27 protein-coding genes are annotated in these 26,342 nt (G+C 45.9%); 13 read left to right on the forward strand and 14 right to left on the reverse strand.

Annotated features, from left to right (window positions below; all coding sequences use genetic code 11):
- Positions 1–42 precede the first annotated feature (42 nt).
- Positions 43–930: a carbon-nitrogen hydrolase gene (locus DB398_RS16350; protein WP_108425532.1), complete on the forward strand. Its 888-nt coding sequence runs from the start codon at positions 43–45 to the stop codon at positions 928–930.
- Complete coding sequence (locus DB398_RS16355) at positions 930–1,970, forward strand: agmatine deiminase family protein (protein ID WP_108425533.1); 1,041 nt, start codon at positions 930–932, stop codon at positions 1,968–1,970. The genes DB398_RS16350 and DB398_RS16355 overlap by 1 nt, the downstream gene beginning before the upstream one ends.
- A 36-nt stretch (positions 1,971–2,006) precedes the next feature.
- Here the strand turns inward: DB398_RS16355 and DB398_RS16360 are convergent, their stop codons facing one another.
- Positions 2,007–3,245: a glycosyltransferase gene (locus DB398_RS16360; RefSeq protein WP_108425534.1), complete on the reverse strand. Its 1,239-nt coding sequence runs from the start codon at positions 3,243–3,245 to the stop codon at positions 2,007–2,009.
- A gap of 139 nt (positions 3,246–3,384) precedes the next feature.
- On the reverse strand, positions 3,385–4,896 hold the full coding sequence (locus tag DB398_RS16365) for a DEAD/DEAH box helicase (RefSeq protein WP_108425535.1): 1,512 nt from the start codon (positions 4,894–4,896) through the stop codon (positions 3,385–3,387).
- 245 nt (positions 4,897–5,141) lie between these two features.
- On the opposite strand from DB398_RS16365, the gene DB398_RS16370 reads away from it, so the two are divergent.
- Positions 5,142–6,005: a sigma-70 family RNA polymerase sigma factor gene (locus DB398_RS16370; RefSeq protein ID WP_108425536.1), complete on the forward strand. Its 864-nt coding sequence runs from the start codon at positions 5,142–5,144 to the stop codon at positions 6,003–6,005.
- A gap of 393 nt (positions 6,006–6,398) precedes the next feature.
- Here the strand turns inward: DB398_RS16370 and DB398_RS16375 are convergent, their stop codons facing one another.
- Both DB398_RS16375 and DB398_RS16380 read right to left on the reverse strand, forming a co-directional pair.
- Positions 6,399–6,752 carry a hypothetical protein gene (locus tag DB398_RS16375; protein ID WP_159076477.1) on the reverse strand — a complete coding sequence of 118 codons (354 nt, stop codon included), beginning with the start codon at positions 6,750–6,752 and terminating at the stop codon, positions 6,399–6,401.
- Positions 6,753–6,764: 12 nt separating this feature from the next.
- On the reverse strand, positions 6,765–7,541 hold the full coding sequence (locus DB398_RS16380; RefSeq protein ID WP_159076478.1) for a hypothetical protein: 777 nt from the start codon (positions 7,539–7,541) through the stop codon (positions 6,765–6,767).
- A gap of 128 nt (positions 7,542–7,669) precedes the next feature.
- Here DB398_RS16380 and DB398_RS16385 point away from each other — a divergent pair, with 128 nt between their 5' ends.
- The gene (locus DB398_RS16385) at positions 7,670–8,953 is read left to right on the forward strand and encodes a dipeptidase (RefSeq protein ID WP_108425539.1); all 1,284 of its coding nucleotides are present in this window, start codon (positions 7,670–7,672) and stop codon (positions 8,951–8,953) included.
- A gap of 3 nt (positions 8,954–8,956) precedes the next feature.
- Here the strand turns inward: DB398_RS16385 and DB398_RS16390 are convergent, their stop codons facing one another.
- The 4 genes from DB398_RS16390 to DB398_RS16405 all read right to left on the reverse strand — a co-directional run bounded on the left by DB398_RS16390 (position 8,957) and on the right by DB398_RS16405 (position 12,001).
- Positions 8,957–9,367 (reverse strand): acyl-CoA thioesterase, encoded by a 411-nt coding sequence (locus DB398_RS16390; protein ID WP_072881906.1) that lies wholly within the window; start codon positions 9,365–9,367, stop codon positions 8,957–8,959.
- 343 nt (positions 9,368–9,710) lie between these two features.
- Entirely contained in the window at positions 9,711–10,610 is a 900-nt protein-coding gene (locus DB398_RS16395; protein WP_108425540.1) for a DUF72 domain-containing protein, read from the reverse strand.
- 220 nt (positions 10,611–10,830) lie between these two features.
- Positions 10,831–11,169: a hypothetical protein gene (locus DB398_RS16400; RefSeq protein ID WP_108425541.1), complete on the reverse strand. Its 339-nt coding sequence runs from the start codon at positions 11,167–11,169 to the stop codon at positions 10,831–10,833.
- Positions 11,170–11,236: 67 nt separating this feature from the next.
- On the reverse strand, positions 11,237–12,001 hold the full coding sequence (locus DB398_RS16405; protein ID WP_108425542.1) for a 3-keto-disaccharide hydrolase: 765 nt from the start codon (positions 11,999–12,001) through the stop codon (positions 11,237–11,239).
- Positions 12,002–12,166: 165 nt separating this feature from the next.
- Here DB398_RS16405 and DB398_RS16410 point away from each other — a divergent pair, with 165 nt between their 5' ends.
- Positions 12,167–12,580, forward strand: a complete 414-nt coding sequence (locus tag DB398_RS16410) for a glyoxalase (protein ID WP_108425543.1) — start codon at positions 12,167–12,169, stop codon at positions 12,578–12,580.
- Here the strand turns inward: DB398_RS16410 and DB398_RS16415 are convergent.
- On the reverse strand, positions 12,569–13,249 hold the full coding sequence (locus DB398_RS16415; protein ID WP_108425544.1) for a DUF2461 domain-containing protein: 681 nt from the start codon (positions 13,247–13,249) through the stop codon (positions 12,569–12,571). The two genes, DB398_RS16410 and DB398_RS16415, sit on opposite strands and share 12 nt — an antisense overlap.
- Positions 13,250–13,341: 92 nt before the next feature.
- On the opposite strand from DB398_RS16415, the gene epsC reads away from it, so the two are divergent.
- From epsC to DB398_RS16430, 3 genes are all read left to right on the forward strand, one after another.
- Entirely contained in the window at positions 13,342–14,133 is a 792-nt protein-coding gene (gene epsC / locus DB398_RS16420; RefSeq protein ID WP_108425545.1) for a serine O-acetyltransferase EpsC, read from the forward strand.
- Positions 14,126–15,010 carry a cysteine synthase CysM gene (gene cysM / locus DB398_RS16425; RefSeq protein WP_108425546.1) on the forward strand — a complete coding sequence of 295 codons (885 nt, stop codon included), beginning with the start codon at positions 14,126–14,128 and terminating at the stop codon, positions 15,008–15,010. The genes epsC and cysM overlap by 8 nt, the downstream gene beginning before the upstream one ends.
- A 153-nt stretch (positions 15,011–15,163) precedes the next feature.
- Positions 15,164–15,646: a hypothetical protein gene (locus tag DB398_RS16430; RefSeq protein WP_108425547.1), complete on the forward strand. Its 483-nt coding sequence runs from the start codon at positions 15,164–15,166 to the stop codon at positions 15,644–15,646.
- 9 nt (positions 15,647–15,655) lie between these two features.
- On the opposite strand, the gene DB398_RS16435 is transcribed toward DB398_RS16430, so the two are convergent.
- The 4 genes from DB398_RS16435 to DB398_RS16450 form a co-directional block, all read right to left on the reverse strand.
- Positions 15,656–17,125 carry a MoxR family ATPase gene (locus DB398_RS16435; RefSeq protein WP_108425620.1) on the reverse strand — a complete coding sequence of 490 codons (1,470 nt, stop codon included), beginning with the start codon at positions 17,123–17,125 and terminating at the stop codon, positions 15,656–15,658.
- A 7-nt stretch (positions 17,126–17,132) separates the two neighbouring features.
- Positions 17,133–18,296 (reverse strand): vWA domain-containing protein, encoded by a 1,164-nt coding sequence (locus DB398_RS16440; RefSeq protein ID WP_108425548.1) that lies wholly within the window; start codon positions 18,294–18,296, stop codon positions 17,133–17,135.
- A gap of 117 nt (positions 18,297–18,413) precedes the next feature.
- Positions 18,414–19,262: a DUF4249 domain-containing protein gene (locus DB398_RS16445; protein ID WP_108425549.1), complete on the reverse strand. Its 849-nt coding sequence runs from the start codon at positions 19,260–19,262 to the stop codon at positions 18,414–18,416.
- A 3-nt stretch (positions 19,263–19,265) separates the two neighbouring features.
- Positions 19,266–21,671 (reverse strand): TonB-dependent receptor, encoded by a 2,406-nt coding sequence (locus DB398_RS16450; protein WP_108425550.1) that lies wholly within the window; start codon positions 21,669–21,671, stop codon positions 19,266–19,268.
- Positions 21,672–21,855: 184 nt separating this feature from the next.
- On the opposite strand from DB398_RS16450, the gene DB398_RS16455 reads away from it, so the two are divergent.
- From DB398_RS16455 to DB398_RS16475, 5 genes are all read left to right on the forward strand, one after another.
- Positions 21,856–22,395 (forward strand): RNA polymerase sigma factor, encoded by a 540-nt coding sequence (locus DB398_RS16455; RefSeq protein WP_234416357.1) that lies wholly within the window; start codon positions 21,856–21,858, stop codon positions 22,393–22,395.
- Positions 22,395–22,934, forward strand: a complete 540-nt coding sequence (locus DB398_RS16460) for a hypothetical protein (RefSeq protein WP_108425552.1) — start codon at positions 22,395–22,397, stop codon at positions 22,932–22,934. Before DB398_RS16455 ends, DB398_RS16460 begins: the two co-directional genes overlap by 1 nt.
- Entirely contained in the window at positions 22,918–24,003 is a 1,086-nt protein-coding gene (locus DB398_RS16465) for a DUF4097 family beta strand repeat-containing protein (RefSeq protein WP_159076479.1), read from the forward strand. Before DB398_RS16460 ends, DB398_RS16465 begins: the two co-directional genes overlap by 17 nt.
- 74 nt (positions 24,004–24,077) lie before the next feature.
- The gene (locus DB398_RS16470) at positions 24,078–24,743 is read left to right on the forward strand and encodes a hypothetical protein (protein WP_159076480.1); all 666 of its coding nucleotides are present in this window, start codon (positions 24,078–24,080) and stop codon (positions 24,741–24,743) included.
- 184 nt (positions 24,744–24,927) lie between these two features.
- Positions 24,928–25,650: a head GIN domain-containing protein gene (locus DB398_RS16475; RefSeq protein WP_159076481.1), complete on the forward strand. Its 723-nt coding sequence runs from the start codon at positions 24,928–24,930 to the stop codon at positions 25,648–25,650.
- Positions 25,651–25,663: 13 nt separating this feature from the next.
- Here DB398_RS16475 and hisIE read toward each other — a convergent pair whose 3' ends face one another.
- Complete coding sequence (gene hisIE, locus DB398_RS16480) at positions 25,664–26,260, reverse strand: bifunctional phosphoribosyl-AMP cyclohydrolase/phosphoribosyl-ATP diphosphatase HisIE (protein ID WP_108425556.1); 597 nt, start codon at positions 26,258–26,260, stop codon at positions 25,664–25,666.
- Positions 26,261–26,342: the final 82 nt, after the last annotated feature.

Genomic DNA, 26,342 nt, shown 5'->3' on the forward strand with positions numbered 1-26,342 from the left:
CTATCTTTACATTGGTTTTTTAAGAACGTTTGAACATTGATTATGGGAAAGAATACCTACACCGTTTCGGTGATCCAATTGAATTTGAACAATACCCCCGAGAACAATTTGAAAAAATGCACGGAATGGGTCAGAAAAGCAGCCGCCAAAGGCGCTGATATCATTTCGCTGCCCGAACTCTATAGCAGCCATTATTTCTGTCAGAGTGAGGACACGGAAAATTTTGCCCTTGCCGAGCCTTTGTACAGCACTTCTTTCAAGGCATTTAGTGCCTTGGCCAAAGAGTTGGGCGTGGTCATCATTGTGCCTTTTTTTGAAAAGCGCATGGCCGGGGTGTATCACAATAGTGCCTATATTATTGATGCCGATGGGTCGGAAGCCGGATTGTACCGAAAAATGCACATTCCAGACGACCCTCATTTTTATGAGAAATTCTATTTCACCCCAGGGGATTTGGGCTTTAAGACCATTCCCACCCAAAAAGGCAAAGTGGGCACGCTCATCTGTTGGGACCAATGGTACCCGGAAGCAGCACGTTTGACCGCCCTCCAAGGTGCGGAGGTCCTCTTCTACCCTACCGCCATAGGTTGGCATCCGGCGGAAAAAGAAGAGTTTGGGGAAAAACAGCAGGGTGCATGGATGAACGTGATGAAGGGGCACGCCGTGGCCAATGGGGTCTATGTGGCCGCAGCCAACAGGATCGGATTGGAAAAATACCTTCCCGATACGAATGGTATTGAGTTTTGGGGCTCATCTTTCATTTGCGGACCTCAAGGCGAAATTTTGGCCCAGGCCTCTACCGATCAAGAAGAAATACTAATGGCCGAGGTGGATCTGGATCTACAGGAAAATGTACGCCAAAACTGGCCTTTCCTTCGCGATAGACGTATTGATATGTATGGGGCCATCACCAAAAGAGCTATTGACTAATGGCGGCAACATCATGGCGATTTCCTGCAGAATGGGAAAAACAACAAGGTATTTTACTGTGCTTTCCCCACAATGGCAACGACTGGCCCGGTAAGTACGGGGCCATTCAATGGGCCTTTGTGGAATTCATCAAAAAAGTGGCCACCTTTGAAGAAGTGTTCCTTGTGGTAGCTTCCGAAGCGCTCAAGGACAAGGTCCATGAAATGCTCAAAATGGCGCATGTGGACACCGATAGGGTATCTTTCATCGTCCACAAGACCAACCGCAGTTGGATGAGGGACTCCGGCCCTATCATCGTAAAGAATGGAACACAACGAAAGGCATTGAACTTCAATTTCAATGGTTGGGCCAAATATGCCAATTACAAACTGGACAGACATGTTCCGCAAAAGGTATCCAACTTTTTGAACGTTCCTTTGGAACAGGTGACTTACAAAGGGAAGCCCGTGGTACTTGAAGGCGGCGCCATTGATGTGAACGGAAAGGGAACCCTGATCACTTCCGAAGAATGTCTTCTGGATCCCAAAATACAGGTCCGGAACCCCGGATTCTCCAAAGAAGATTACGAAACCATATTCAAAGAATATCTGGGGGTCACCAACACCATATGGTTGGGCGATGGCATTAAAGGGGACGATACCCACGGCCATATTGACGATTTGGCGCGGTTTGTGGACGCGGAAACCATTGTCACCGTTGTGGAATCGGACACTTCAGATGCCAATTATGCACCACTTCAGGACAACTTGAAAAGATTGGAGGGAGCAGTTTTGGAAAATGGGAAAAGGCCCAGATTGGTGACACTTCCCATGCCCAAACGGATTGATTTTGAAGGGATATCACTTCCGGCCAGTTATGCCAATTTCTTGATTTTGAACAAGGCCGTGTTGGTGCCCACTTTCAATGATGCCCGAGACCGCGATGCTTTGAACATTTTGACAAGTGTCTTCCCCGATCGGGAGGTCATCGGGATCAGTGCCATAGACCTGATTTGGGGATTTGGGACCTTGCATTGCTTGAGCCAGCAGATACAGGAATAAATGTAAAGCCTATTAAATTAGGTTAAAGAGATGTCTTTATCTCCTATTCTTTTCCTCGATCCATTTGGCCAAGTACTTTGTACTGGTCAAGGTTTCATGGTGCAACAATTGTCCAATGAAATTTTGGTCTCTGTGGCGGACCAAGTTTTCTATTACCTCGCTTACATGTATTTTCAGTCTGTTTTGGAGGGTTTCCTTTTGATATAGGGTATTGATCAAAGCGGTTCCATTGGTTTGGGCGACCGTCCATTGTTTTTGGTGCTGATACAGCTCCATCGCTGCTCTTGCAAAAGAAGCCCAATCATCCGTAACGGTTCCGTTCCAAGGTAGTCCAGCGTGCATGCCTTCCGAACCGATGGAAGTTGTGATGCTTGGAATGCCGTGAATCATGGCGTCCAACAATTTGCCCTTGATGCCCGCCCCAAAACGTAAAGGAGCCAATAACAATCTGTGTTTTTGGAGCACATCACCCACATTTTCGGCCCAGCCTTCCACATGAAATCCGGTTTTGGGATGGTGCATGTCCTTGACCATCTGTGGCAGGTAAGCCCCATAAATGTAGAGATTGGCAGAGGGCAGTTCCTTTCGGATGAGTGGCCAAATGGTGTTTTTCAATACGGCAAGGGAATCCACATTGGGCGCATGCTTCCCGTTGCCGATACACACAAAATCGCTCCGTTCCTCAAAACTTGGCCATTGTTGGACAGTTTCTGGGGAAATGGCATCTGCCATGAAAGGTAAATGAAACAGGAGAGCTTCGGGAATGGCCAATTCTTGTTGCAAGAGGTCCATTTCATATGGGGAGATCATCAGGGTGATGTCGCTCCGATAGATGCTGCTTGCTTCCCGAAGGGTCATGGGATGGTTTCTCCATTGGTCCAAAGTAAACTTCTGGTCTTTTTTCGCGGCCTCTTCCCTAGCCTTTCTCAAAGAATGAAGATCTTCCGTGTTGAGGATGCGCAAAGCCTTGGGTGCAAATTCAACAACTCGCCAACCAAACTGCTCTTCCACCATAAAACGATCAAAAATCACCATATCCGGCTTTAGTTTGACCAAAAAGTCATCAAAACTGGAATGGTTCAGCACTATGGTGGCCTCAGTTATGCCCAAACTGGTCAAATCCAGACTGAATCCGGTTTTTGCCGCAGTGGATGCAAAAGTGATCTCATAACCAAAACTGATGAAGCTCTCCAACAGTTGAAGCATGCGGCTACCGGCAGCTGTGGTCTTTGGTTCTGGCCACACATGGCCGATGACGAGAAGTTTTTTTGCCATACAAAAGGACTTTCACTACAAGTGCCAAATCTACGTATCGACACAAATTGCACAAATTTTCTCGAATACCAAGCTTCAAATTACAAACAACCAAACCAGAAATACCAATAGCTAAGTAACTCAGTAACCCAATAACCAACTACATGCGTGCGGCGAATTTTTGGGAGATACTGGAACGCAGTTTCCGCTCATAGTCTTCCTCCAGCCACTCTTTGTAGTTTTTGGTGTTGTTCATAATGCAATAGGAATACTGCTTCACCCGATAGGCAATCTCATCCTTGAGTTCTTTGGCCAACAGGCGTGCATCGAACACATCCTCACTGTTCTCCACACAGATCTGGGCATGTTGCTCTATGCTGCGCTCCAACACCAATTTGGATTTTTTCCCTTCAGCAAATACTTTTTTGTATTCTTCCTTGATGTCAAAGGTGATGTTGTCGGACTTGCTGAACTTTGCCCGAAGTTCATCGGACATTTCATAGACAAAATCACGTTCAATGTCCTCATCGTTCTTGATGTTCTCCAGATAGAAATCAGGGAAATGAAAGATTTCCTGCCAATCCACGGGAGAATCCCAAGGTCCGAAACGGGCGATGTTGTTCCCCATATCCACCACATTGAACTCGTCCTTGTTGGGCAGTATCCTAGATCCCCGTCCGATCATCTGAAAATAGAGCGTGAGCGATCTAGTGGCCCGGTTCAGGATGATGGACTGCACCGTGGGTTCGTCAAAACCTGTGGTGAGGATGCTCACTGAGGTCAGGATGGCATCTGGGGTCTCTGCGAACCAGTCCAAAATCTCCCGTCGTTCATTTGCGGTGTTCTTGTTGTCGAGGTGACGGATGTTGTATCCGGCCTTTTTGAAGGTTTCATATACATACAACGACGTGTTGATCCCATTGTTGAAGATCAACGTCTTGGTTCCCTTTGCAATCTCTTCATAGGCGGACAGCAGTTTGCCCAACATACTGTGGTTGCCATAGAACTCATCGGAAGATTTTACGGTATAGTCCCCGTGAATGCCCAGTTTGAGGGTCTTGAGGCTCACATCGTAGTTGTATAGGTTGGCCCTGGCCAAAAAGTTCTTTTCAATCAATGATTTAATGGATTCCCCAATGATCAAGTGCTTGTAATGGTCCTTCATGGGGAGCTTGATATTGGAGCTCAAAGGCGTTGCGGTCACCCCAAGAATGGTGGATTTTTCAAAGTATTTGAACAGTTTACGGAAGGAATTGTAATGTGCTTCATCGATGATGACAAGGCCTATGTTGTCAATTTTCACCTTTTCCTCCTGTAACCGGTTGTTCAGCGTCTCCACCATGGCCACAAAGCACATATAGTCTGCTTGGTCCTGAAGTTCCTTGACCTCGCTATTGATGATCTTGTTCGCCACCCCGAAGCCGTGGAGCATTTGGGAGGTCTGTTTGCTCAACTCTATTCGGTGGGTGAGCACCATCACTTTTTTGCCAGTATTCTGGATAAACCTTCGGGTAATTTCGGAAAACACCACCGTTTTGCCCCCACCTGTGGGCAATTGGTACAGGATGTTGGTCCCTTCCGGGAGCTCATCCAAGTGCTTGAAGATCTTTCGTAGGTCTTCTTGCTGGTAATCGTATAGGGTTTTCTTGTTGATTTCTTTCTTTACCTCCAAAGGAAAATGGGTTAGATGGATTCCAAATTAAAAAACCCTACAAAATTAGGAGTTTTTTGGGCTTTAGGGAAGAAGTGACCTTGCTTTTCTATCAAGATACTATCAACAATTGGTTTAGAAGGGTAATTTCTTCCAATTCATGATTTTGGGTATAACATTTTGATAACAATAACATTTACGGTTTGGAAAATAGGGCATAAAAATGTATTATGTAAGCTTATAACACTAAGAAACCATATACAGGAATGAGGCAGCTAAAGATCATCAAACAGGTCACCAACCGGGAATCCAAATCACTGGACAAATATTTGCAGGACATCAGTAAGATTGATTTGATAACTGCACAGGAAGAGGTGGAACTTGCGCAAAAGATCAGGGCCGGGGACCAATTGGCCTTGGAAAAGTTGACGAATGCCAACCTCCGTTTTGTGGTATCCGTGGCAAAGCAGTACCAGAACCAGGGACTCAAGCTGCCCGATCTGATCAATGAGGGAAATGTGGGGCTGGTGAAAGCGGCCAAGCGGTTTGATGAGACCAGGGGCTTCAAGTTCATCTCGTATGCGGTTTGGTGGATCAGGCAGTCCATTCTTCAGGCCCTTGCGGAGCAATCAAGGGTGGTCCGGCTTCCCTTGAACAAAATTGGGTCCATCAACAAGATCAAAAAAACATTTTCCTATCTGGAGCAGGCCCATGAACGGCCACCATCTGCAGAGGAAATCGCAAAGGAACTGGACATGACCGTTACCGAGGTCCAACAATCCTTGAAAAATACTGGCAGGCACGTGTCCATGGATGCACCGCTAAAGGAAGGGGAAACTTCCAATCTGTACGATGTGCTCAGGGCAGGCGATTCCCCAAAACCGGACAAAGGATTGATCCATCAATCCCTGAACACGGAGATCAACCGCGCTCTGGACACCCTATCGCCCCGTGAGGCTGATGTGGTGCGGTTATATTATGGCATCGGAAACCAGCCTTCCATGACCCTTGAGGAGATAGGTACCACTTTTGACCTGACCCGTGAGCGTGTGCGACAAATACGCGAAAAGGCCATCCGAAAATTGAGGCACACCTCCAAGAGCAAGATCTTAAAATCGTACTTGGGTTGACCACAAATAGAAAAGGGGATGCGAACAGCATCCCCTTTTCCATGATATCCATAAACACTTATGGGTGGCTCAGTTGATTGATATCAGAATCAATGAGCATTTCGTTTAAATCCCGAATAAAGTTAATGTAGGCGGTGTTTTCTTGGTTGTAATTTTTCATAGATCAACAGTTGGGGTTAAGTCAATTATAAATAATCAAGTTCGGCAAGTTCATTGATGCTCAGTATCTCGTTGAGTTCTTGAAGGAATGCCAAGTATTCTTCTCCGTAGGTGTCGTATAACATCGCTGTCGTTGGTTTGGGGGTTTTGGTTATAACGTGAATCTAGTTCAAAGATTATGGTTCGACAACAATTTGTGGCGAAATGCGGGACAATGGTTGTGAAAATTCGTTTTCATTTTGTTTGCAAAATATCCAGTGCCACTTCAAAGTCAAGATCGGGATCTGCCTTGCTCGGCCTGATGTTGAATTCATCATAGATAAAGCAAAGGTTCATGGGCAGTCTTCTGCGCTCGCTCTCCGTGATCATTCCCAACTTGGACAACAGGGCACACTTGACCTCAAAGGCCTTGTTGCTGATCTTGGGATCTTCGTGGGTCTCCAGTTCAGTAAGGAACGGGATTTCCTTCTTATCCCCTACTTCCAACATTTCGTCCATGAGCATCAATCGGCACTCCAGGTCCTTGGCGTGCTGGAACAAAGGGTAAAAAACACTTTGCAAATAGGTTGGAAGTCCGTTTACGGTCATGGTGATGTTTTTTTAGATGGTTCTGAGTACTTGCATTTCGAAATCCACTTGTTCGTCCACATTCGGGAACTCCGCCAAAAACTGGTTGTACAGGAACGAAAGGTGTTTCATGTCCTTGTCGGTTCGGCAAAGGATGGCCATTTGCTGCACGGTTTCCAATAGGCCGAAGGTCTTCATCATCCGAAGGTTGGGTACCACTTTCTGGCAGGCTAGGTCCAAGGATTCATGATCTTCGTTTTTGATGTGCACGTTTGCACCGCCAATGAATTCCAATACGTTTTGCCGGAACATCCGGACCAATTCTTCCATAAGGTCCATTTGGCCCATACATTCCTCCAAAACAGATTTCAGGCTTATGCTGTGATCTGCCGCTGGGTCGAGGTTTCTTTCTATGGTCTGAAAATATGCTGACATAGGATTTCCTACATTTTTAGGGTTGTCTTGGTCTTGGGCCAATGTTCGCAGTGCTTTCACCAGTTCCCGTTGTTCGTTGTTCAGCGGGGTGTTTTCCAGGGCACTGATCAATTTTATGAGAGTAAGCTGTTTGGAGGGCATTCTTTGTTGGTCCGAAGGATGGGCGCCCAATCCTTGGATGCCCGCTCTTTGGCATATTTCTTCGAGCTGTTTGATTTCGCTCACGCCAAAGACTTTGTCTTCCAGCCCATGTTTAAATACTTCAAAAGATTTTTTAAGTTCACCGGCCTCGACCGTGCCCAGTTCCTCATAAGAAAAAGAGCTCAATCCTATTTCCAGTTTTTCCAAGTATGAAAGCAGTTCTCGTGTTCCCAAAATTGTACGGGTAAAAGTTAATATTCCTACTAAAAATCAGGATAATACCAAGGGACAGCAATTTATTGTTCCGTAGGGTTCGGATTTTGTTGTCAAAATGCGTTATTTGTAGGTGTAAAAAACCAACCATGAAACACTTTTATCTTTTCTGTAGCCTGATCCTATTCATTTCCTGTGGGGAAAAACAACCCAAAAAAGTTGAAACCTTGGAAGAAAAAGCACAACGGATCCATGATTCCGTCATCACTATTGACACACATGATGATATCAACATCAACAATTTTACGGACAGTATCAACTATACCCAACGCTTGGACACCCAGGTGAACCTACCCAAAATGGAAGAGGGCGGATTGGATGTGGCCTGGCTGATCGTTTACACCGGACAGGACTCCCTGAACGCCGAGGGTTATGCCAAGGCATCCGAGAATGCGATCTCCAAGTTTGAGGCCATCCATAGGCTGTGCGAGGAAATTGCCCCGGACCAAATAGAACTGGCCCTGAACTCCGCCGATGTGAGACGGATTGTTGCCTCTGGAAAGAAAGTGGCGATGATCGGGGTCGAAAATGCCTATCCGATCGGTGAGGATATGTCCAAATTTGAGGAATACCATAAGTTGGGTGCACGTTACATCTCTTTGGCCCACAACGGGCATAGCCAATTCAGTGACTCCAACACCGGCGAGCAAGACAGCATCTGGTTGCACAATGGACTCAGTGAACTGGGTAAGCAGGCAGTTGCCGAAATGAACCGATTGGGAATCATGATCGATATTTCCCACCCTTCCAAAGCGGCCATGATGCAGATGGTGGAGCTTTCCAAGGCCCCTATCATTGCCTCCCACTCCTCCGCGCGGGCATTGTGCGGGCACAGCCGAAACTTGGACGACGAACAGCTTTTGAAGCTCAAGGAAAACGGCGGTGTGGTCCAAACGGTGGCCTTTAGTTCTTATGTGAACACCGAGAAGGATGCCGCACGTTCCGAATACATGAGGGGTGTGTACAAAAAAGTGGCCGATTCCCTTGGCATAGCATGGTACGAACGTTCACAGTTTGCTACGTTGACAGCGGAACAGCGTCAGGTATTTTTTGACAATTATGGCAAAGTAAGGCAGATCGGTGAGGAACTGGCCCAAAAGGACCCGAACATTCCTCCCGCAGTCAATGTTTCCGACTTTGTGGACCATATCGACTACATCGTGAAGTTGATCGGGATAGACCATGTCGGTATCAGCTCCGATTTTGACGGAGGTGGTGGTATTGAAGGTTGGTCAGATGCGTCCGAGACCTTCAACGTAACCTTGGAATTGGTGAAACGTGGCTACTCCGAAGAGGACATTGCCAAATTATGGGGCGAAAACCTATTGCGCGTTCTGGACGAAGTCCAGGCGGTGGCCAAGACCATCAAGTAAGGATCAGGAGTTTTCCTCCTTTTCCTTTTTGGCCAATCGGTCCTTTACGTACTCGATCTTAGTCTTGCCATGGGGCTTGGGGTTTCCCTTTTCATCTAGGTTTACCATGATGATGTTGTCCACGGTGACAATGCTTTCGTGTGTCATCTTGTTTCTGACCTCACAGTTCAGGGAGATGGAAGTGATTCCGAATTTGATCACATCGATGCCAATTTCTATGATATCGCCCTCAACGGCGGTGCTCATAAAATTGATTTCGGACATATATTTGGTAACCACTTTCTTGTTCTCCAACTGAATGATGCTGTACAGGGCAGCTTCCTCATCTACCCAGGCCAGTACCCTACCGCCAAAAAGAGTTCCATTGGCGTTCAAATCTTCTGGTTTTACCCACTTCCTTGTATGAAATCGCATGGTTGAAACTTTTAAAATTTGGGACAAAGGTAGCGCAATATCATACAGGTTTTCTTTGGCGAGGGAGTGAATTTTCCGTAATTGCCAATTTGAAACATTTCAGTATCAGGGAGTACGGAGTAAGCAATTTTGGCCACAAAGATTTTAAAATCCGTGAATAATGGGAGCACATACCCACTTACGGCCGACAGGAGAGTTCCAATAGGTAAATTCCAGTGTCTCAGTAAGGAATTGAAATCAAAAGTAAACCAGTTTCAAGTGCCAAGTTTCAAGTTCAAGCACCAAAACTCAATACCAGAATAACCCTATAACCCAATAACGAAGTCAGTCATCACCAAATAACCTACCCGAATAAATCCCCCAAGGTGTTCAAGGTATTCTTGGGGATGTGCAGATTGCAACCCAATGCCGGATTCAACCTTTTGATGAGATAGGCCGAGAGCAAGGGCGATTCCAGTTCCATATTTTGGTGCACAAAAAAGTGGATGTTCTTCAATCCTTGTGATTTCCATGTGACGAGACGTTCGGCCCAATCGTCCAATCGCGGAAAATCCGATTCGTGGTTGGCACCGACATATCGGATAAAGGCCTCATTGTTGGTAAGGCGCATGTGCATCAGGTCCCTCCTGCCCGCCGTGTCCACCAGCACGTTGGCAATGCCGTTTTCTTGCAACAAATAATAAAGTTCTTCGGCCACTTTTTCATCATTGAACCAATCCGTATGCCGGAACTCTAGGGCCAAGGGAAATTCTTTGGGCCAATATTCCACAAAGCGCACTACCCTATCCCAGTTTTTGGGTCCAAAGTTGTTGTGCATCTGCAAAAAAATGGTGCCCAGCTTTTCCTTCAGCAGTGCGGTCACTTCCAAATAGCGGTCCACTATGGGATATACCTGCTCGTTGAGACGACGAAGGTGGCTCACCTCATTGGTCATTTTGGGGAAGAATTTAAAGTCTTCCGGAGTTTTTTCATACCATTTTTCGTAGGTGTCCGGAGGAAAAATACGGTAGAAAGTAGCGTTGAGCTCTATACAATTGAATTGGGAGGAATAGTAGGCCAATTCGTCCTTGGTGCCCCTAGGGTAAAAATTCTTGAGGTCCTGACGGTTCCATTTCGCGCAGCCCACATAGACCTGGGTATCGCCATCCTCCTTATATTTAGAAAGAAGGGCCGCCGTATCGGGGTGGTCTTCCGGGATGGTGAAATCAATAAGCTCAGGATGGTCTACCTTTCCGAATTTCATAAAATAGGTCTTAGTTCCTTAACTGACTGGTTATTGTTCTTCAATCCTTAATTTTTCAAATATTGCACCAAAATCATCAATATGTTTGTTAAATGACCTTGCATTTGCGCCATAATGATAAGAAAGATATTCGCCGCTATGTTTAAAATACATGATTCTAGTAATATAATTTTTAGAGTTCAACCTAAATTGTTCGTCAACAACAAAGGTTTCCCCAAATTTAGTTTGTATGAGTGTTTTTTTTTCTTGAATAGTTTTCAAGATAATCTGTTGGAGTGGTCATTCTATCTACTACTTTGCCCAAAGGCATATTTTGGTGTCTCGTAGTTGGAATATTCCTAATACTAATATAAACATCAGGATATTCATTGGAATATTGTTTTGGCTTGTAGCTTAATTCTCCATGAATATCTAAAAAAGGATGCCAATCATCTGGCAAGGCCAACTTGTACTTTGTGTTGTTCAATTGATTTGCTAAGGACTGGCTTTCTTCAATTCTAGAATTAGTCGCACAACTTATGACCAGTATAAAAAAATGAAAAATCAGAATTCTTTTCATATTGTTTTTATCAAAAGTAGCAGCACTGCGGGTAATACTTTGACTGACTTTATAAAACCAAACCTTATCACAGTTCCCTGATCTTTATATTCCGGAACCAGGCTTCAAAATACCAATCCTGAAGGGCTATCTTTCCTTGCGTATATTTTCCAAATTCTGGATGGTTCTTGAAATGGGTAGCGGCCACTTTTTCTTGCCATTCTGGTGTAGTAAAGTCTTGGACCGCCGTAAGTGTGCCGTTCAGGTAGAACTCCACTTTCCCATCCACTTGCTTGATGCGTGTTTCGTTCCATTGCCCAGATTTGGTGACAGCTTCATTTTTTTGCGGAGCGAAGCCGTACAGGCACCCAGACCGTTTGGTCTCTATTTTTTGATCCATATGGTCAGGATCTAGAATCTGATATTCTGGCCCGCTTTGCCAAGCTGCCCCCAACTCTGGCTTTTCTTGCACATTGATGAAGATGCCACTGTTGCCCCGACCAGAGATTTTCCATTCCAGGACCAGTTCATAGTTTTCATAAGCCTTGTCCGTGACCAAGTCCCCTTGCTGTTTGCTTTCATCCGTAGCGTTGCAGTAGAGTTCCCCGTTTTTCACTTCCCAGGCCAAATCGGTACCGGGTGCGTTGTACAGGTGCCATCCGTTCAAGGTTTTTCCATCAAAAAGCAGTTCCCACCCCTGCTCTTTTTCGATGTCGAGCAGTTGGTTGTGTGTTTCATTTTCCAGGGCCACTTTTTTGGTGTGCCAAGTCTCGGGTTCCTGTTTCTGCTTGTCATTTTTGCAGGCTGTGATCAAGAGAACAGAAATGATGGGGGCAAGAAATTTTATGCGCATGTTTTTTTGGTTTTCAATTGTTTTCGTTCTGGCTAAAGATAGTCAAATTGGACACTCATAATCAAAAGTTGACCCAAAAGGCACTGTTCATAACATCGTTGACAACTATTGGGGATTGAAAAAGCGTGGACTTTTTGAATACGTAACTTTAATAAAACTTCTGCCATGGATTCACGATCCAAGAGTCTTTTGGACATTCGTCCAGACGTTAAACAGTCACATTTTAATAGCGAAATGGGTTTTGATGAGCGCTTTCAGAACCAAACTTTACGGCCTGTGATCAAAATTCAGAACGATTTGCTGATCGAGGCCTTCAAGAATTATGTGGGCAAGCACAAAGGTGTTTTTTACGACCTCTCCCTTGAAAAAAAGTTCCAGTACATCGAAAGAGCAATCCAAAAGGACATCAAGTTCAGGAACTCGCTCAAAGGGATGATCATTGGTCAGTTCACTGTCGAGGAATACCGGGACTATATCTCCAATTCTTCCGCACTGAACAAGCGAATGATGAACATGGTCATCGAACGGTTGAAGGACCAAGTGCAACTTTTGGACCATGAGGTCCTGTTACAGCACTGATTCCCCGTTCAGGTCGGTGGTGAGGATGTTGCTCATCAGGTCGAAATAGGGCCGGATGGCACGAAAAGATTTGTCCACTTCTTCCAAAAATGCCCCTGAAAGTACTTCGCTATCCTTGAAATTTCGGACAAAGATGAATTGCTTGAGCTTGATGAGGTCGATATCGGGGTGTTCCTTGTCAAAACCTTTGGGCATGCTCTTTAAAGCATCTCCCTGGATGTCTCCCCAAACAGATTTCAACGTTTTTTGGTTGATGGTCTTTCTGAATTCTTTGGCATCCATTTCCAGCTCTTTCCTGATCCTGAAGAGATCTTCTTTGTTGGGATCCCAAAACCCAGTGGCCAAAAAAGACCCGCCTGGTTTCAGGTGAATGTAATAGCCACCCCGCAAATGGGCGCCCAATCTGGAAAAGGATGCGGCCAAATGGCTTTTGTAGGGAGTTTTATCCTTGGAAAAGCGTACATCTCGATAAATGCGGAACATTTTCATTTTTTCAATATCATCATGATGGCTCAACTTGTCCTTGACCGCCTCAAAAAAAGATTTGACCAGTGTTTCATGGGATTTGAAAGTGGCCTTGTTTGCCTCGAACCACTCTTTATTGTTGTTCTTTTCCAGTTCGTCTAAAAAATCGAAAGTCGCTTTGGAAACTGTATTATTGTCCGCCATATTTTGATAATATGTTATTTTTAAACTAAAGTTAGTTTTTTCTATCTCCGTATGGTAAGGATTTATCTAATTTTAAGACTAGAAAGTGCAGTATGGACAAGAAAAAAATAATTTCGGAACTCAACCGGCACAAAAAGCTGCCCTATCTGAATTTCAGATTGAAACAAGACACCGAGGATTTCACAGATACCCTTTTTTATACCCTCTTTGACTCCAATACCCCTGTGGCTGTGAATTTGGAGCTGCTGGAGAAAAAGTTCAACGACTTGTTGGACATGGCCTGTTGGGAACTCGAAAGGCCCAACACTGAATTGTGGGACGAATATGTTTCCCACTTGCCCGAAATCTTGGAAAAACTCAACTTGGATGCCGAGGCAATTTTGAACTGTGACCCTGCTTCATTGTCCCTACAGGAAATTTATATGGCCTATCCAGGGTTTTATGCCATTGCCATCTACCGTTTGGCCCACGAACTTTATGTGCAGGGCGTACCGTTGATTCCCAGATTGATGACCGAATACGCACACAGACAGACCGGTGTGGATATCAATCCTGGGGCCAAGATTGGGAAATCATTCTTCATCGATCATGCCACAGGTGTGGTCATTGGCGAAACGGCAATCATCCATGATAACGTAAAAATATATCAAGGGGTAACACTGGGGGCCCTCTATGTGGCCAAGAACTTGGAGAAGACGAAAAGGCACCCCACCATAAAGAGCAATGTCACCATTTATGCCAACGCTACCATCTTGGGAGGCGATACGGTGGTGGGAGAAAATTCCATTATCGGGGGAAATGCATGGATTACTTCTTCGGTGCCCCCCAACTCAACGGTTTATCATACACCCGAAATCAAAATAAAGACAACACCCAATGTCTAAAAGCATACTGGACCTTATTGGCAACACACCTTTGGTGGAGGCCAAGGTATTGAACACCAATCCCAATGTAAAAGTATTATTCAAACTGGAGGGCAACAATCCCGGCGGAAGCGTCAAGGACCGTCCCGCTTACAACATGATCAAGAGCGGACTGGAGCGTGGGGATTTTTCCAAGGACTCCAAATTGATCGAGGCCACTAGTGGTAACACGGGCATTGGTCTGGCGATGATCGCCAGCCTTTTTGGATTGGACATTGAATTGGTGATGCCCGAAAATTCAACCAAAGAACGAGTTCAGACCATGCGTGCTTATGGCGCAAAGGTAACCCTGACCCCTGCTGATGTGGGGATTGAAGGTGCCCGTGATTATGCGGAGGCCAAAGTGGCGAATGAAGGGTATATCATGATGAACCAGTTCTCCAATGAAGACAATTGGAAGGCCCACTACAAAACCACAGGCCCTGAAATTTGGAGGGACACCGACGGGCAGATTACCCATTTTGTGTCGAGCATGGGAACTACAGGCACTATCATGGGAACTTCTACCTTTTTGAAGGAAATGAATCCGGACATCCAGATTGTAGGCGTGCAGCCTACGGACGATTCCAAAATTCCTGGGATCCGCAAATGGCCAGAGGAATATCTTCCCAAAATATTCAATCCGCAAAAAGTGGACACCGTAATGGAGGTCAGTGAAGCGGATGCCGCGCTCATGGCGAAGAAATTGGCCAAAGAAGAAGGGATTTTTGCCGGGATGAGCAGTGGCGGTGCAGCTACCGTGGCCTTCAGGTTGGCCGAGACTTTGGAGCGTGGTACCATTGTTTCCATTGTATGTGACCGTGGGGACAGATACCTTTCCTCAGATCTTTTTGATTAAAGGGCCTACTCGTTTTACTATCACATAGTTGGGGTTTCATATCAGATTTTTCTGATTATCCAACATTGCCAGCTGTTCATCGATCTGTTTAAAATAATGTCATTTCAAACCCCGTTCTTTATGTCAAATTAGAGTCCCAAATCTCAGTTTGATATGAATACAATTTCAAAAATCATCACCTGGAAAAGAAACATACTGGCCTCCTTGGCCGTTTTGTTGGTCTTGATCGTATTGGACTTTTATGGTGTGTATACCAACAAGTTCTATTTCCTAAAAGCCGATAACTATATATTTCCCGTTTTGGCCTCCGTGCACCTATTGTACCTGTATGTGGTATGGTTCAAAATTTCGGAGGGAGAGCTTCCCGATCCCAAAATGCGGAACATCGAGTATGTGCTCTACGTGATCATGATCGTGTATGTGTTCAAGATCTATGATAGTGCCCAAGTCCTTGGCTCAGTGAAATATTATGAAGAACACGTCATTCCCATGACCTTCAAGCCCGTGGCTACCCTGACGTTGGTGTTGTACAGTATCCTGCCCATATTGACAATATATACCTTCTGGCTAAGAAGACGATATGTTGGCGTGTACAATTTTGAAAATTACAACGACAACCTCAATATTTGGCAATAAGCAACCTTCTTATAGTCCACGGATATAGCTTCCGTACATATCCTTGAATTGAAAACCTTGGACAAATCGGTGTTTGCTCAATTTGTTGTGGGCCACCAAGCCCCAAAGTAATACCTCTTTCAAGAAATAGGAATCCTCTTTGGAGGTTTCAGGTCGATATTCCTTGATCAAATTGTTGAGCGGGGCAATGCCATCCAATTTACTTCGGTAAGCGGCATCGGTGTCATCATCCAAAAGATCGAACCCTTCCCCTTCAAAAAACCAGCTGATCAACTCATCGTATTCCGTTTGGGCATCTTTGCGTTGGAGCTTGTCTATCTTGGGGAAATATTCGGAAAAGAGTGATTTTATAGCTTCCTCGATCAAGGTTTCGGCAACAAAGCCGGCTCCCTCCTGCTCTCCTTCATACACCAGTTCAATTTTTCCGGTGATGGAAGGGATGACACCCATGAAATCGCTCAAGCGGACCACGGTTTGGGTATCCCCGGCCAACACGGCCCTGCGCTCGGCAGTACTCAACAAGTTTTCAAAAGCAGTAATGCTCATACGGGCACTCACACCACTTTTGGCATCCACATACTCACTTTTTCTGGCCTCAAAACTGATCTGTTCCAACACATCCATGGCAATCTCTGGCACATAGATCTTGTCCGACTGTCGTTGGTCCAACTTTGCTTCCTGTTTGGTGATCTTTTTGGCAATGTCCACACTTTCGGGATAATGCGTCAAAATCTGCGAACCGATCCTATCCTTCAATGGGGTCACGATACTGCCCCTGTTGGTATAATCTTCAGGGTTGGCCGTAAACACAAACTGCATATCCAACGGTAATCGCAATTTAAACCCACGAATCTGTATATCTCCTTCCTGAAGAATATTGAACAGGGCGACTTGGATCCTGGCCTGAAGATCGGGCAATTCGTTGATGACGAAGATGCAACGGTTGGCCCTTGGGATCATCCCAAAATGGATTACGCGGTCATCGGCATAGGACAATTTCAGGTTGGCTGCCTTTATAGGGTCCACATCTCCGATCAGGTCGGCCACGGTAACATCTGGTGTGGCCAATTTTTCATAGAAACGCTCGTCCCTAGGAATCCAGTCTATAGGGGTTTTGTCCCCTTTTTCTTTGATGAGTTCCATGGCATACCGTGAAATGGGAGCCAAGGGGTCATCGTGTACCTCGGAACCGGCCACAATGGGCATCCATTCGTCCAGCAACTGCACCATCAAGCGGGCGAGGCGTGTCTTGGCCTGTCCCCGAAGTCCCAAAAGGTTGATGTTGTGTCGCGACAGAATCGCCCGTTCCAATTCTGGAATTACGGAGTTTTCATAACCCCATACGCCCTCGAACACTTCTTCTTTCTTGGAAATTTTTGCCAATAGGTTTTCACGTAATTCATCCTTGATGCTCCTGCTTGTATATCCAGCAGATTTCAGTTCACCTAAGGTCTTTATGTTGGTATGATCCAATTTCATAGGGTCTTTATCCTTTAATTCTTCGTTTTCTGTTCTGTTCGTAATCTTCAAATATCATTTCGCCCAATCCCTTTAGTCCTGTGTAAAAGGCCTTGCCTTTGTTGGCCTTGGTAAATTCCTGCACAAATTGCATCAGGTAAGGATCTTCGGCAATCATAAAGGTGGTTATGGGGATGTGGAGTTTTCTGGCCTGTTGGGCCATCGCATAGCATTTTTCCACAATATAGTCATCCAGCCCCACACTGTTCTTGTAATAATCCCCGTTGGGAAGCCTCAAGCATGAGGGTTTTCCGTCGGTGATCATAAAAATCTGTTTGTTGGTGTTCCGTTTTCTGCGGAGCATGTCCATGGCCAATTGAAGTCCGGCCACCGTATTGGTGTGATAAGGACCTACCCTCAAGTAGGGCAAATCCTTTATCGGGATAGGCCAAGCATCGTTTCCGAAGACCAAAATATCCAAGGTGTCCTTCGGATAACGGGTGGTGATCAATTCAGCAAGTGCCATGGCCACTTTTTTGGCCGGGGTGATGCGGTCCTCACCATACAAGATCATGCTGTGGCTGATATCGATCATCAGTACGGTGCTCATCTGGGCCTTGTACTGGGTGTCCTCGACCACGAGGTCTTCCTCACTCAAGGAGAAATTGTCCAATCCGTGGTTCACTTGTGCATTTCTAAGGCTTTCCGTCATGGAAATGTGTTCCAGGGAATCTCCAAAACGGTATTCCCGAAACTCGCCTGTATGCTCATCTCCCCTGCCCGATTTTCCGGTCTTGTGGTTCCCGGAGCCGCTTCTTTTGATCTTTCCAAAGATTTGATCTAAAGCACGCTGTCGCAACATGCGTTCCAGTTTGGCCGTAATGGAAAGGTTTCCGCCACCGCCTTTTTCATCACCTTCTTCCCCATCACCGCCTTTTTCCCCATCCATGTCAAATTCTTCACGGATGTATCCTTTGGCCTTGAGGTCTTCTATAAAATCGTCGATGGTGTAATCGTCATCGGTAAGTTCGTATTCCTTGTCCAATTCTCGGAGCCAGTCCAAGGCTTCCTCCACATCACCCGAGGTGTGTGTGACAAGTTCCTGAAAAATCTCGAAGAGTTTTTCGAACGGGGTTTGATCGGGAGCTTCGTAGGTAGTAAAACGAAACCCTTTTCTTGTGTTCATAGCCATTACATAAAATTAAGACATTTCTATGTAAGGGCCGTTGCTTTAGAAAAATCTTAACGCAGGCATAAAAAAAGCGCCGGGCCCTAGAAACCCGACGCTTCGGCATCAAGCCAACCTAAACTATTCTTCCACAAAGGTGTAACTGGCCTTTACCACCTCGGTCAACCTGAAGTATCCAAAGGCATAGTTCTCCGGATTTGTCTCATTGACACAATTTCCCCGAACCGTCACCGGGGTAGACTCAAAAAGACCCGTGCCGCCCAATTGTTCGACCAAGATCTTGATGTAGTCGTAATAGGGACGTGAAATCCCATACATTTCAATCTGCAATACATCTCCGGGCTGAAAAGGTTCTATGTTTTCATCTTCGTCCTCTTCGATTTCGAACCACCAATCTATCTCATTTCCGTTCAAGAACCTGTCCTCGCCCACTTCCAGACTTGGCAGCAGATCACCCTCCCGGTGAAACTTGAAGAGATAGTTATTCCCTTCCTCTTCGGGATCGTTAAATACCACATGGACTTCCAATTCCTCGTCATTGAACCCTTCCTCTCGGTTTTGAAAAATGTCGGTGATGTCGGTCACGGAGGTCATGGTCTCGGTGGCTGTATACACCTCTCCTTCGTGCTCTATGCGTAAGGAATAGGATTGATCCAAAATAGGCTCAAAAGTCGTGGAAAGATATTCCCCGTTCCCTTGGTCCACAAAGACAAATTCATCGCCGCTTGAATCATTGGTCACAACCACAGAGGCACCAGTGACTTGCGTGTTGGTTCCCGTGCCAAAAAATGGAGTGGACTCACTCAAACGGATGGTCTGTTGGTCCCCCGCGGTTCCCTTTTCCCAATTCAAGGATGCTTCCACTACCAATCGTGTGGGACCATCTTGGACCTCTACATCTACCACGTCCTCGCACGAGGCAAAAACGATGATGATCACGGCAAATATGATTTTTTTAATTGCTTTCATAGTTTAGAATTTAAAGTTGTAGGTCAATGAGGGAACAATACCAAAAATGGCTGTTCGGGTAGCTTGGTTGGCCCCGGTCTCCAAATTTTGGCCAAAGGAAATCGATGCTGCATTTTTTCGGTTGTAGAGGTTATAGATGCTGAGCACCCATTCCCCTTTGAAACGCTTGTTCTCATATTTCCGAGGTTTGTAGTTCACGGAAACGTCCATTCGGTGATAGGCTGGCAACCGGTCGGAATTCCGAGGTGCATAGGTGGCTATGGACAGACCTTCGTACACATATTGTCCATTGGGATAGGTCACTGGTCTTCCCGTTTGAAAGACCAAATTGGTCCCAAAGCTCCATTGATCGTTCAACTGATAGGCCCCGGAAACGGATATATCGTGGGTTCGGTCAAAAGCGGAATTGTACCAGTCGCCATTGTTGATGCCCGGACCTCCCGCAGTCCCTCCCAAGGTCCGCTGTTCTGATTTGGAAAGCGTATAGGCAATCCACCCTGTAAAATCACCTTCATTCTTGCGAAGTAGCAGTTCCAGTCCATAGGCACGCATTTCGCCATTCAAAATTTCGGTTTCTATGGTGTTCTGGCCGATCAGGTCAGACCCATCTATATAATCGATTCGGTTGTCCACTGTTTTGTAATAGGTTTCCACTTCCAAGGAATAGGCCTTGTCCAAAAAGTTGCGGAAATAGCCCAAGGCATATTGGTTGGACAACTGCGGTTTGATAAAAGGGCCACTGGGCGTCCAAACATCCAATGGGGTCACCGACGAAGTGTTCGATAGCAAGTGAATGTACTGTGCCGTTCTAGAATATCCGGCCTTGATGGACGAATCCTCATTGAGTAGATAGGCCAAGGAAACCCTAGGCTCAAGATTACCGAATGTCTTGATGGTCTCGCTTTTGGCATACTCCGTTTCCCCTATGGCCTCGCCTCGTTCATAAATATCCAGCAGGGAATTGTACACCACCGGTTGCCCGTTCGCATATTCGGAGATGGGCTGTCCGCCCAAGCGTGAAAAGGCACTGTACCGCATACCATACTGTAGGGTCAGGCTGGGGGTCAGTTTATGCTCTGCGTTGATGTAGATGCCACTTTCCAATGCCCTTTTTTGGTCCAATTTCAATGGGTTTACCGGAGATGTATCGGCTGTTGGGTTCACTTCCCCGGGGTCAAAATCATAGTAAATGCCATTGACTCCAAAATCCAGGTTGAAGGCATCGCTCAAATAATATTTGAAGTCATACTTAAGGTTGTAATTGGTGATGGAAGAAACCCATTCAAATTCATCCTGGGCAAACTCCAGGTCATAGTCATATCGACTCCAAATAGCGGAAAGATTGGAAAACAAACGATCATTGAAGATGTGGTTCCAACGGAGGTTGCCCGAAGCATTGCCGTAGCTGCTATCAAAACTGCTGCCCAGTTTAAAGGCATCCCTACCAAAATAACCACTCAGAAAAAGTTTGTTATTGGTATTGATGGCATAATTGGTCTTGAGGTTCAGGTCGTAAAAACTGACACTATTTTCTTCCCCTGCAGCTTTGAGCAATAGATCCACATAGGAACGACGACCGGCAACCAAAAAAGAACCCTTGTCGCCAAAAAGAGGCCCTTCGGCCGTTAGCCTGCTGGAGATGACCCCTATACCCCCTGTAAGGGCAAAGTTTTTGTTGTTCCCATCCTTTTGACGGATGTCCAATACCGAGGAGACCCTACCCCCAAAACGGGCCGGGATGCCTCCCTTGTAGAGTTTCACGTCCTTGATGGCGTCTGCATTGAACACCGAAAAGAAACCGAACATGTGCGAAGTATTGTAGATGATGGCCTCATCGAGCAATACCAGGTTTTGGTCCTGTGCCCCTCCCCTAACATGGAAACCTCCTGTACCTTCCCCATTGTTGGTGACGCCAGGCAACATCTGTAGGGATTTCAGCACATCCACTTCCCCGAGCACTACGGGCATTTGCTTGACGGTACCCATGTTCATCTTCACCACGCTCATTTCGGGCTTGCCCAATAAGGCTCGTTCCGGTTCGTCCGCGGTGACCACGACTTCGTCCAGTTCAGTGGAGAATTCGGAAACTTCCACATCGTTTTTCAGGTCTTGGACCAAGTTGATCTTCATCTGAATCTCATTGTAGCCCATATAGGAAATCCTAAGGGTGTATTCCCCGGCCGGGGCCGTGATGGAATAAAAACCATATTCATTGGTTACTCCACCGATCGTGGTCCCTCCCAAGAGCACCGAAGCCCCAAAAAGGGTTTCCCCGTTGCTTTTGTCGGTAATGGTCCCACTTACGGTGTGGCTGTCCTGCCCCATGGCCTGCGCACAACCCAAAAGGAAAAGCCACAGCAGCCATAAGGTGTTTTGGGCTGCTTGTCCCAATTGCGTTCTTCTGTTCATTTTTTGAAGTTTTGATGATGGTGATTTTTAATGTTCATCTCCATAGACAAATCAGGAAATGAAGGGTTGCACGGATTTCGTTATTTCTATCTTTTTTGATACTTTGAAAAACTTTTTTTCATTCAGGTGCAACCTTTTGTCCGTTCATTTGTCTTTAGCTCAAACAAGGCATCAACCTAAGCCATTGGAAACAGATATCCGTTTTACGCATAGATCCATAGTGGAACAGTGCAAAGCAGGCAGTACCAGCTCGCAGTATGAGCTGTATTCCTACTATGTGGATGCCATGTACAACGTGGGGCTACGGTTTTTGGGCAATACGGAAGATGCGGAGGATATTGTGCAGGACAGTTTTGTGGATGCCTTCAAGAACCTGGACAACTTCAAGTACGAAAGTAGTTTTGGTGCCTGGCTCAAACGCATTGTCATCAACAAAAGCATCAACCATCTGAAGACCAAACGGATATCCGTGGTGCCCATGGAGGCACACGAGTTCCATTTGGCGGATGAGGAGCCCGTGGAGGCGGAGGCAACGGACATCAAAAAAGTGAAAAAGGGCATTGCCCTACTCCCGGACGGTTATCGGGAGATCATCAATCTGTATTTGATTGAAGGATATGATCATGTGGAAATTGGGGAAATATTGGGTATATCCACCAGCACATCCAAATCCCAATACCACAGGGCCAAGAAAAAATTATTGGAAATCATCAATGAATTGTAATGGACAATTTTGAAAAACATATCAGGCAGAATGCGGATCAGTTTGACGAACACAGGGCGGACAGGGCCAAAATGTGGGCCAAGATCGCAGCTGACCTGAAACAGGAAGAGCCAAAAGTGGTTCCCCTCTGGAGAAGGCCCATGGTCCAAATAGCGGCTTCCGTGTTGCTCTTGGTGGGCCTTACCTCATTTATCTGGCTGAAGGGATTGGGCCAAGGAGCGGACCACACCCAATATGCTTCCAAAGAATTGATGGAAATAGACATGTATTACAAGGACCTGGTCTCCTATCAAGTCCAGTTGGTGAAGAACAATCCCAGACTCACCGAGGATGACAAGGCCGAATTCCTGTCCTTCATGGATGAACTGGACGCTGAATATGATGTCCTGAAGAAAGAAATGCAAAAGAACCTTGACAACGAGCGTGTGTTGGAAGCCATTGTGGGCAATTACAAAAAGCGCATTGAGCTCATTGAGAATTTATTACGGCAGTTGAACGATTCTAAAAAAGTGGATGATGATTATGGGTACACATTATAAAAAAGCACTGTGGATGGTGCTGATGCTGTTCTCGGTGTATGTGGGAAAAGCTCAGGAGAAGGTATATAAGACCATAGAGAAGAGTTTTCCGTTGACGGGTGCCGGTGAGTTGCACTTGGAGAACAAATATGGGAATGTGACCTTGAAGGGATGGGACCAGAACAAGGTCGCCGTAACAGTTTCCATCACGGTCAACCATCGCAAAAAGGAAAATGCACAAGAGCTGTTGCAGCGCATCAGTCCCGAGATGAAGGCGAACAACGGTTATGTTTCCATTGTTTCCGAAATATCCAATAAGAATACGGGCTGGTTCGCCGACTTTTTCAACCGGAACAATCCCATCGATTTTGACCGCAGCCATGTGCAGATCGATTATGAAGTGTATCTCCCCGCAAAAGCCGGGTTAAAGATCACCAATCGCTTCGGGGATGTGATATTGGAAAATTGCAACGGCCCTTTGACCGCTTTGATAGAGCATGGAGACCTGTGGATCGGGGAAAACCTGAATAAGGCAAACATTGTCCTGAAGTACGGGAAAATTAGGGCCAAAGACCTGAACTATGCCGATCTGGACCTAAAGAACGGTGAACTTGACATGGAAAATTCCAAAAGTCTGCGCTTACGCAGTGATGGAACCGAAATCAATATCCACGCGGTGAGTTCATTGGAAATCTATTCCAACAAAGACAATATTACGGTGAGTGAGGCAGGTACCTTGTACGGGAGTATGGAATTCACCACGTTCAAGTTGGACCGATTGGCGCAGGAAGTGGACCTGAAGTTGAAGATTGTGGATTTTCGCCTATTTGGGATCACCAACCCATCCGCAGAAATCACCATAGAACAGGAATCGGCAGATATTACGCTGTCCGTTGCCAATTTTTCGCATCGTTTTACGGCTACCTTGGAGGAAGGGATGGTACGCTTGCCCAAATCCTTTGAGAATGTCGACTCCGAAATGCTGGACAAGGGACGCAGGCTCCGAAAGATCGAGGCAACTTATGGATCGGACAAAAAAGGAAGCATTTCCATTCAAGGCCAAAAGGGAATTGTAACATTGAACGATTAAAAAATACCAATTGGGTGCAACCTTTTGGCAATTGTATTGTCTTTTAAAAAAAATCAATCAAAAATTGCATGCACATGATCAATCAAAAAACGGCATTGCCCCTACTTTTTCTACTTTGGGGCCTTTTGGGCTTTGCCCAAGACAATGATGGGGAATACATCACTTTCAACGATCGCAAGAACGTGGTACATGGGGTCTATTTGGGCCTGTCTACCTATTTTGGGGAAATTGAGGGCGAGGATACCTACATCGGGGGACTCAAAGTGGCCTATGTGGCCAACCGTCAGTTCGAGGTCGGTTTTATGGCCAACATTCTGTATTCCGAGCAGGATATTTTCAACCCACGAACAGTCAACAACGATGATATTGTTGCCGTATATGGAGGGTTGCATTTGGAACCCATTCTTTTTGGAAAGTCAAGAGTGAGTCTGTCGTTTCCATTGCTGATTGGCGGTGGCGGGATGGGCTATGTGGACCATGACGCTGTACGAAGGGATGAAAATGTGGACCTTGACGATGATGATATCGACGCCATATTTGTACTGGAACCCGGCATGAATGTTCTGTTCAATGTGTCCCGATATGTCCAATTGGAAGCGGGGGTGCGGTACAGAATGACCAGTAAGATTGACCTCGCACAAAGTCCGATAGAACGCCTCAATGGTTTTTCGGGAGGAATCGGTGTAAAACTGGGAGTCTTCAACATGGGCCGTAACCGTTATCGAAAACAATTGGACTGATGGGAAATTTCAATCGCTTCCACCATCCGATCAACACCTTACGGGTCTTTTCAAAAAACGAACAAGTATTCACACAAAATGGAAAAAAAGGCTGGTCGGCCATTCCATTTCAATGGGTCTCCGTCCCATCCATCAATCGGTAGATTTTCAAATAGTCATCACATCAATCAAAAAACAATCAAAAATGAAAACACGAATCAGTGCCACACTGCTCATTGCGCTATTGACCCTTTTTTCTTCCTGTGACCACGATACCATCCACGCCCATGGCGAGGTGACCTCTGTATACCATGACATTGAGGGTTATAGTAGGTTGCGGGTTTCCGATGCATTCCAAGTGTATGTCAATTTTTCCGAAGTTGAAGAAGAAATCCGTATTGCGGCCAATGACAATCTTCATGAAAAAATTGTGGTCGAAAAAGACGGGGACGAGCTGGTCATCCGTTTGAAAAGCCATACTTCCATACAAGGTAAGGCCGTTAGGAATGCTTACATCACCACCTCGGATCTTTCTGCATTTCGTTTGGGCGGGGCGTCCAGACTGACCTTGGAAAATGTGTGGGATGTTCAGGACGGTACCATTGAGGTTTCCGGGGCTTCAGATTTCAGTGGGGAAGTGATTGCCGAGCGATTGGAGGTGGACCTTGATGGTGCTTCTTCCATTGATGTGTCCGGGAGCGTTTCGTTTTTGGATGCGGAGCTTTCAGGGAGTAGCGACCTATTGGATTTTGGGTTGGACATTTCCAATTTGGACATTGACCTTTCGGGTGCCAGTACCGCATTTCTCTCCGTGGACGAAACCCTTAGTGTGAAGGCCTCAGGCGCCAGCACCTTAAATTACAAAGGTGATGCCACGATATTGAAAAGTGAGCTGTCCGGGGCTTCCCATCTCACCAAAAAAGATTGAATCATTGGCGTGGTCAGTGTCGCTCCTCCAGGATATTGACCACGTCACTAAGCTTAAAGTTCTTGGCCTTCAACAATATAAGGTAGTGGAACAATAGGTCGGCACTTTCATTCAGGAAAAGGTCGTCGTCGTTGTCCTTGGCCTCAATAACGGTCTCTACGGCTTCCTCCCCTACTTTTTGGGCTATTTTATTGATGCCTTTTCGGAACAAGGATGCCACGTAGCTATCTGGATTGTCGGGATCATTTTTTCGGGATTCGATGATGTTTTCCAAAGTGGACAAAAAGCCATAAGCTTGTGCATTATCTTCCGCCCAACACGTATCCGTTCCTTTGTGACAGGTGGGCCCGACTGGGTTTACGCTGACCAAAAGGGTATCATTATCGCAATCGACCTTTAGGTCGACCAGGTTCAAGAAATGGCCACTTTCCTCGCCTTTGGTCCAAAGCCGTTGCTTGGAACGACTGAAAAAAGTCACTTTTCCCGTTTTTTGGGTAGTATCGAATGCTTCTTGGTCCATATATCCCAGCATGAGCACATTTTTGGTCTTCGCATCTTGGATGATGGCCGGTACAAGGCCTTCTGGGTTTTTGTCGAAATCTATTTTCATACGCTATTGTTTTTGAATGCCACATCTCGACAGCTCCTTCGACTTACTTCGACTACGCTCAGTAACCAACGTTCAGGATGAC

Origin of the sequence: Flagellimonas amoyensis (assembly GCF_003058265.1) — a bacterium.
GTDB lineage: Bacteria > Bacteroidota > Bacteroidia > Flavobacteriales > Flavobacteriaceae > Flagellimonas > Flagellimonas amoyensis.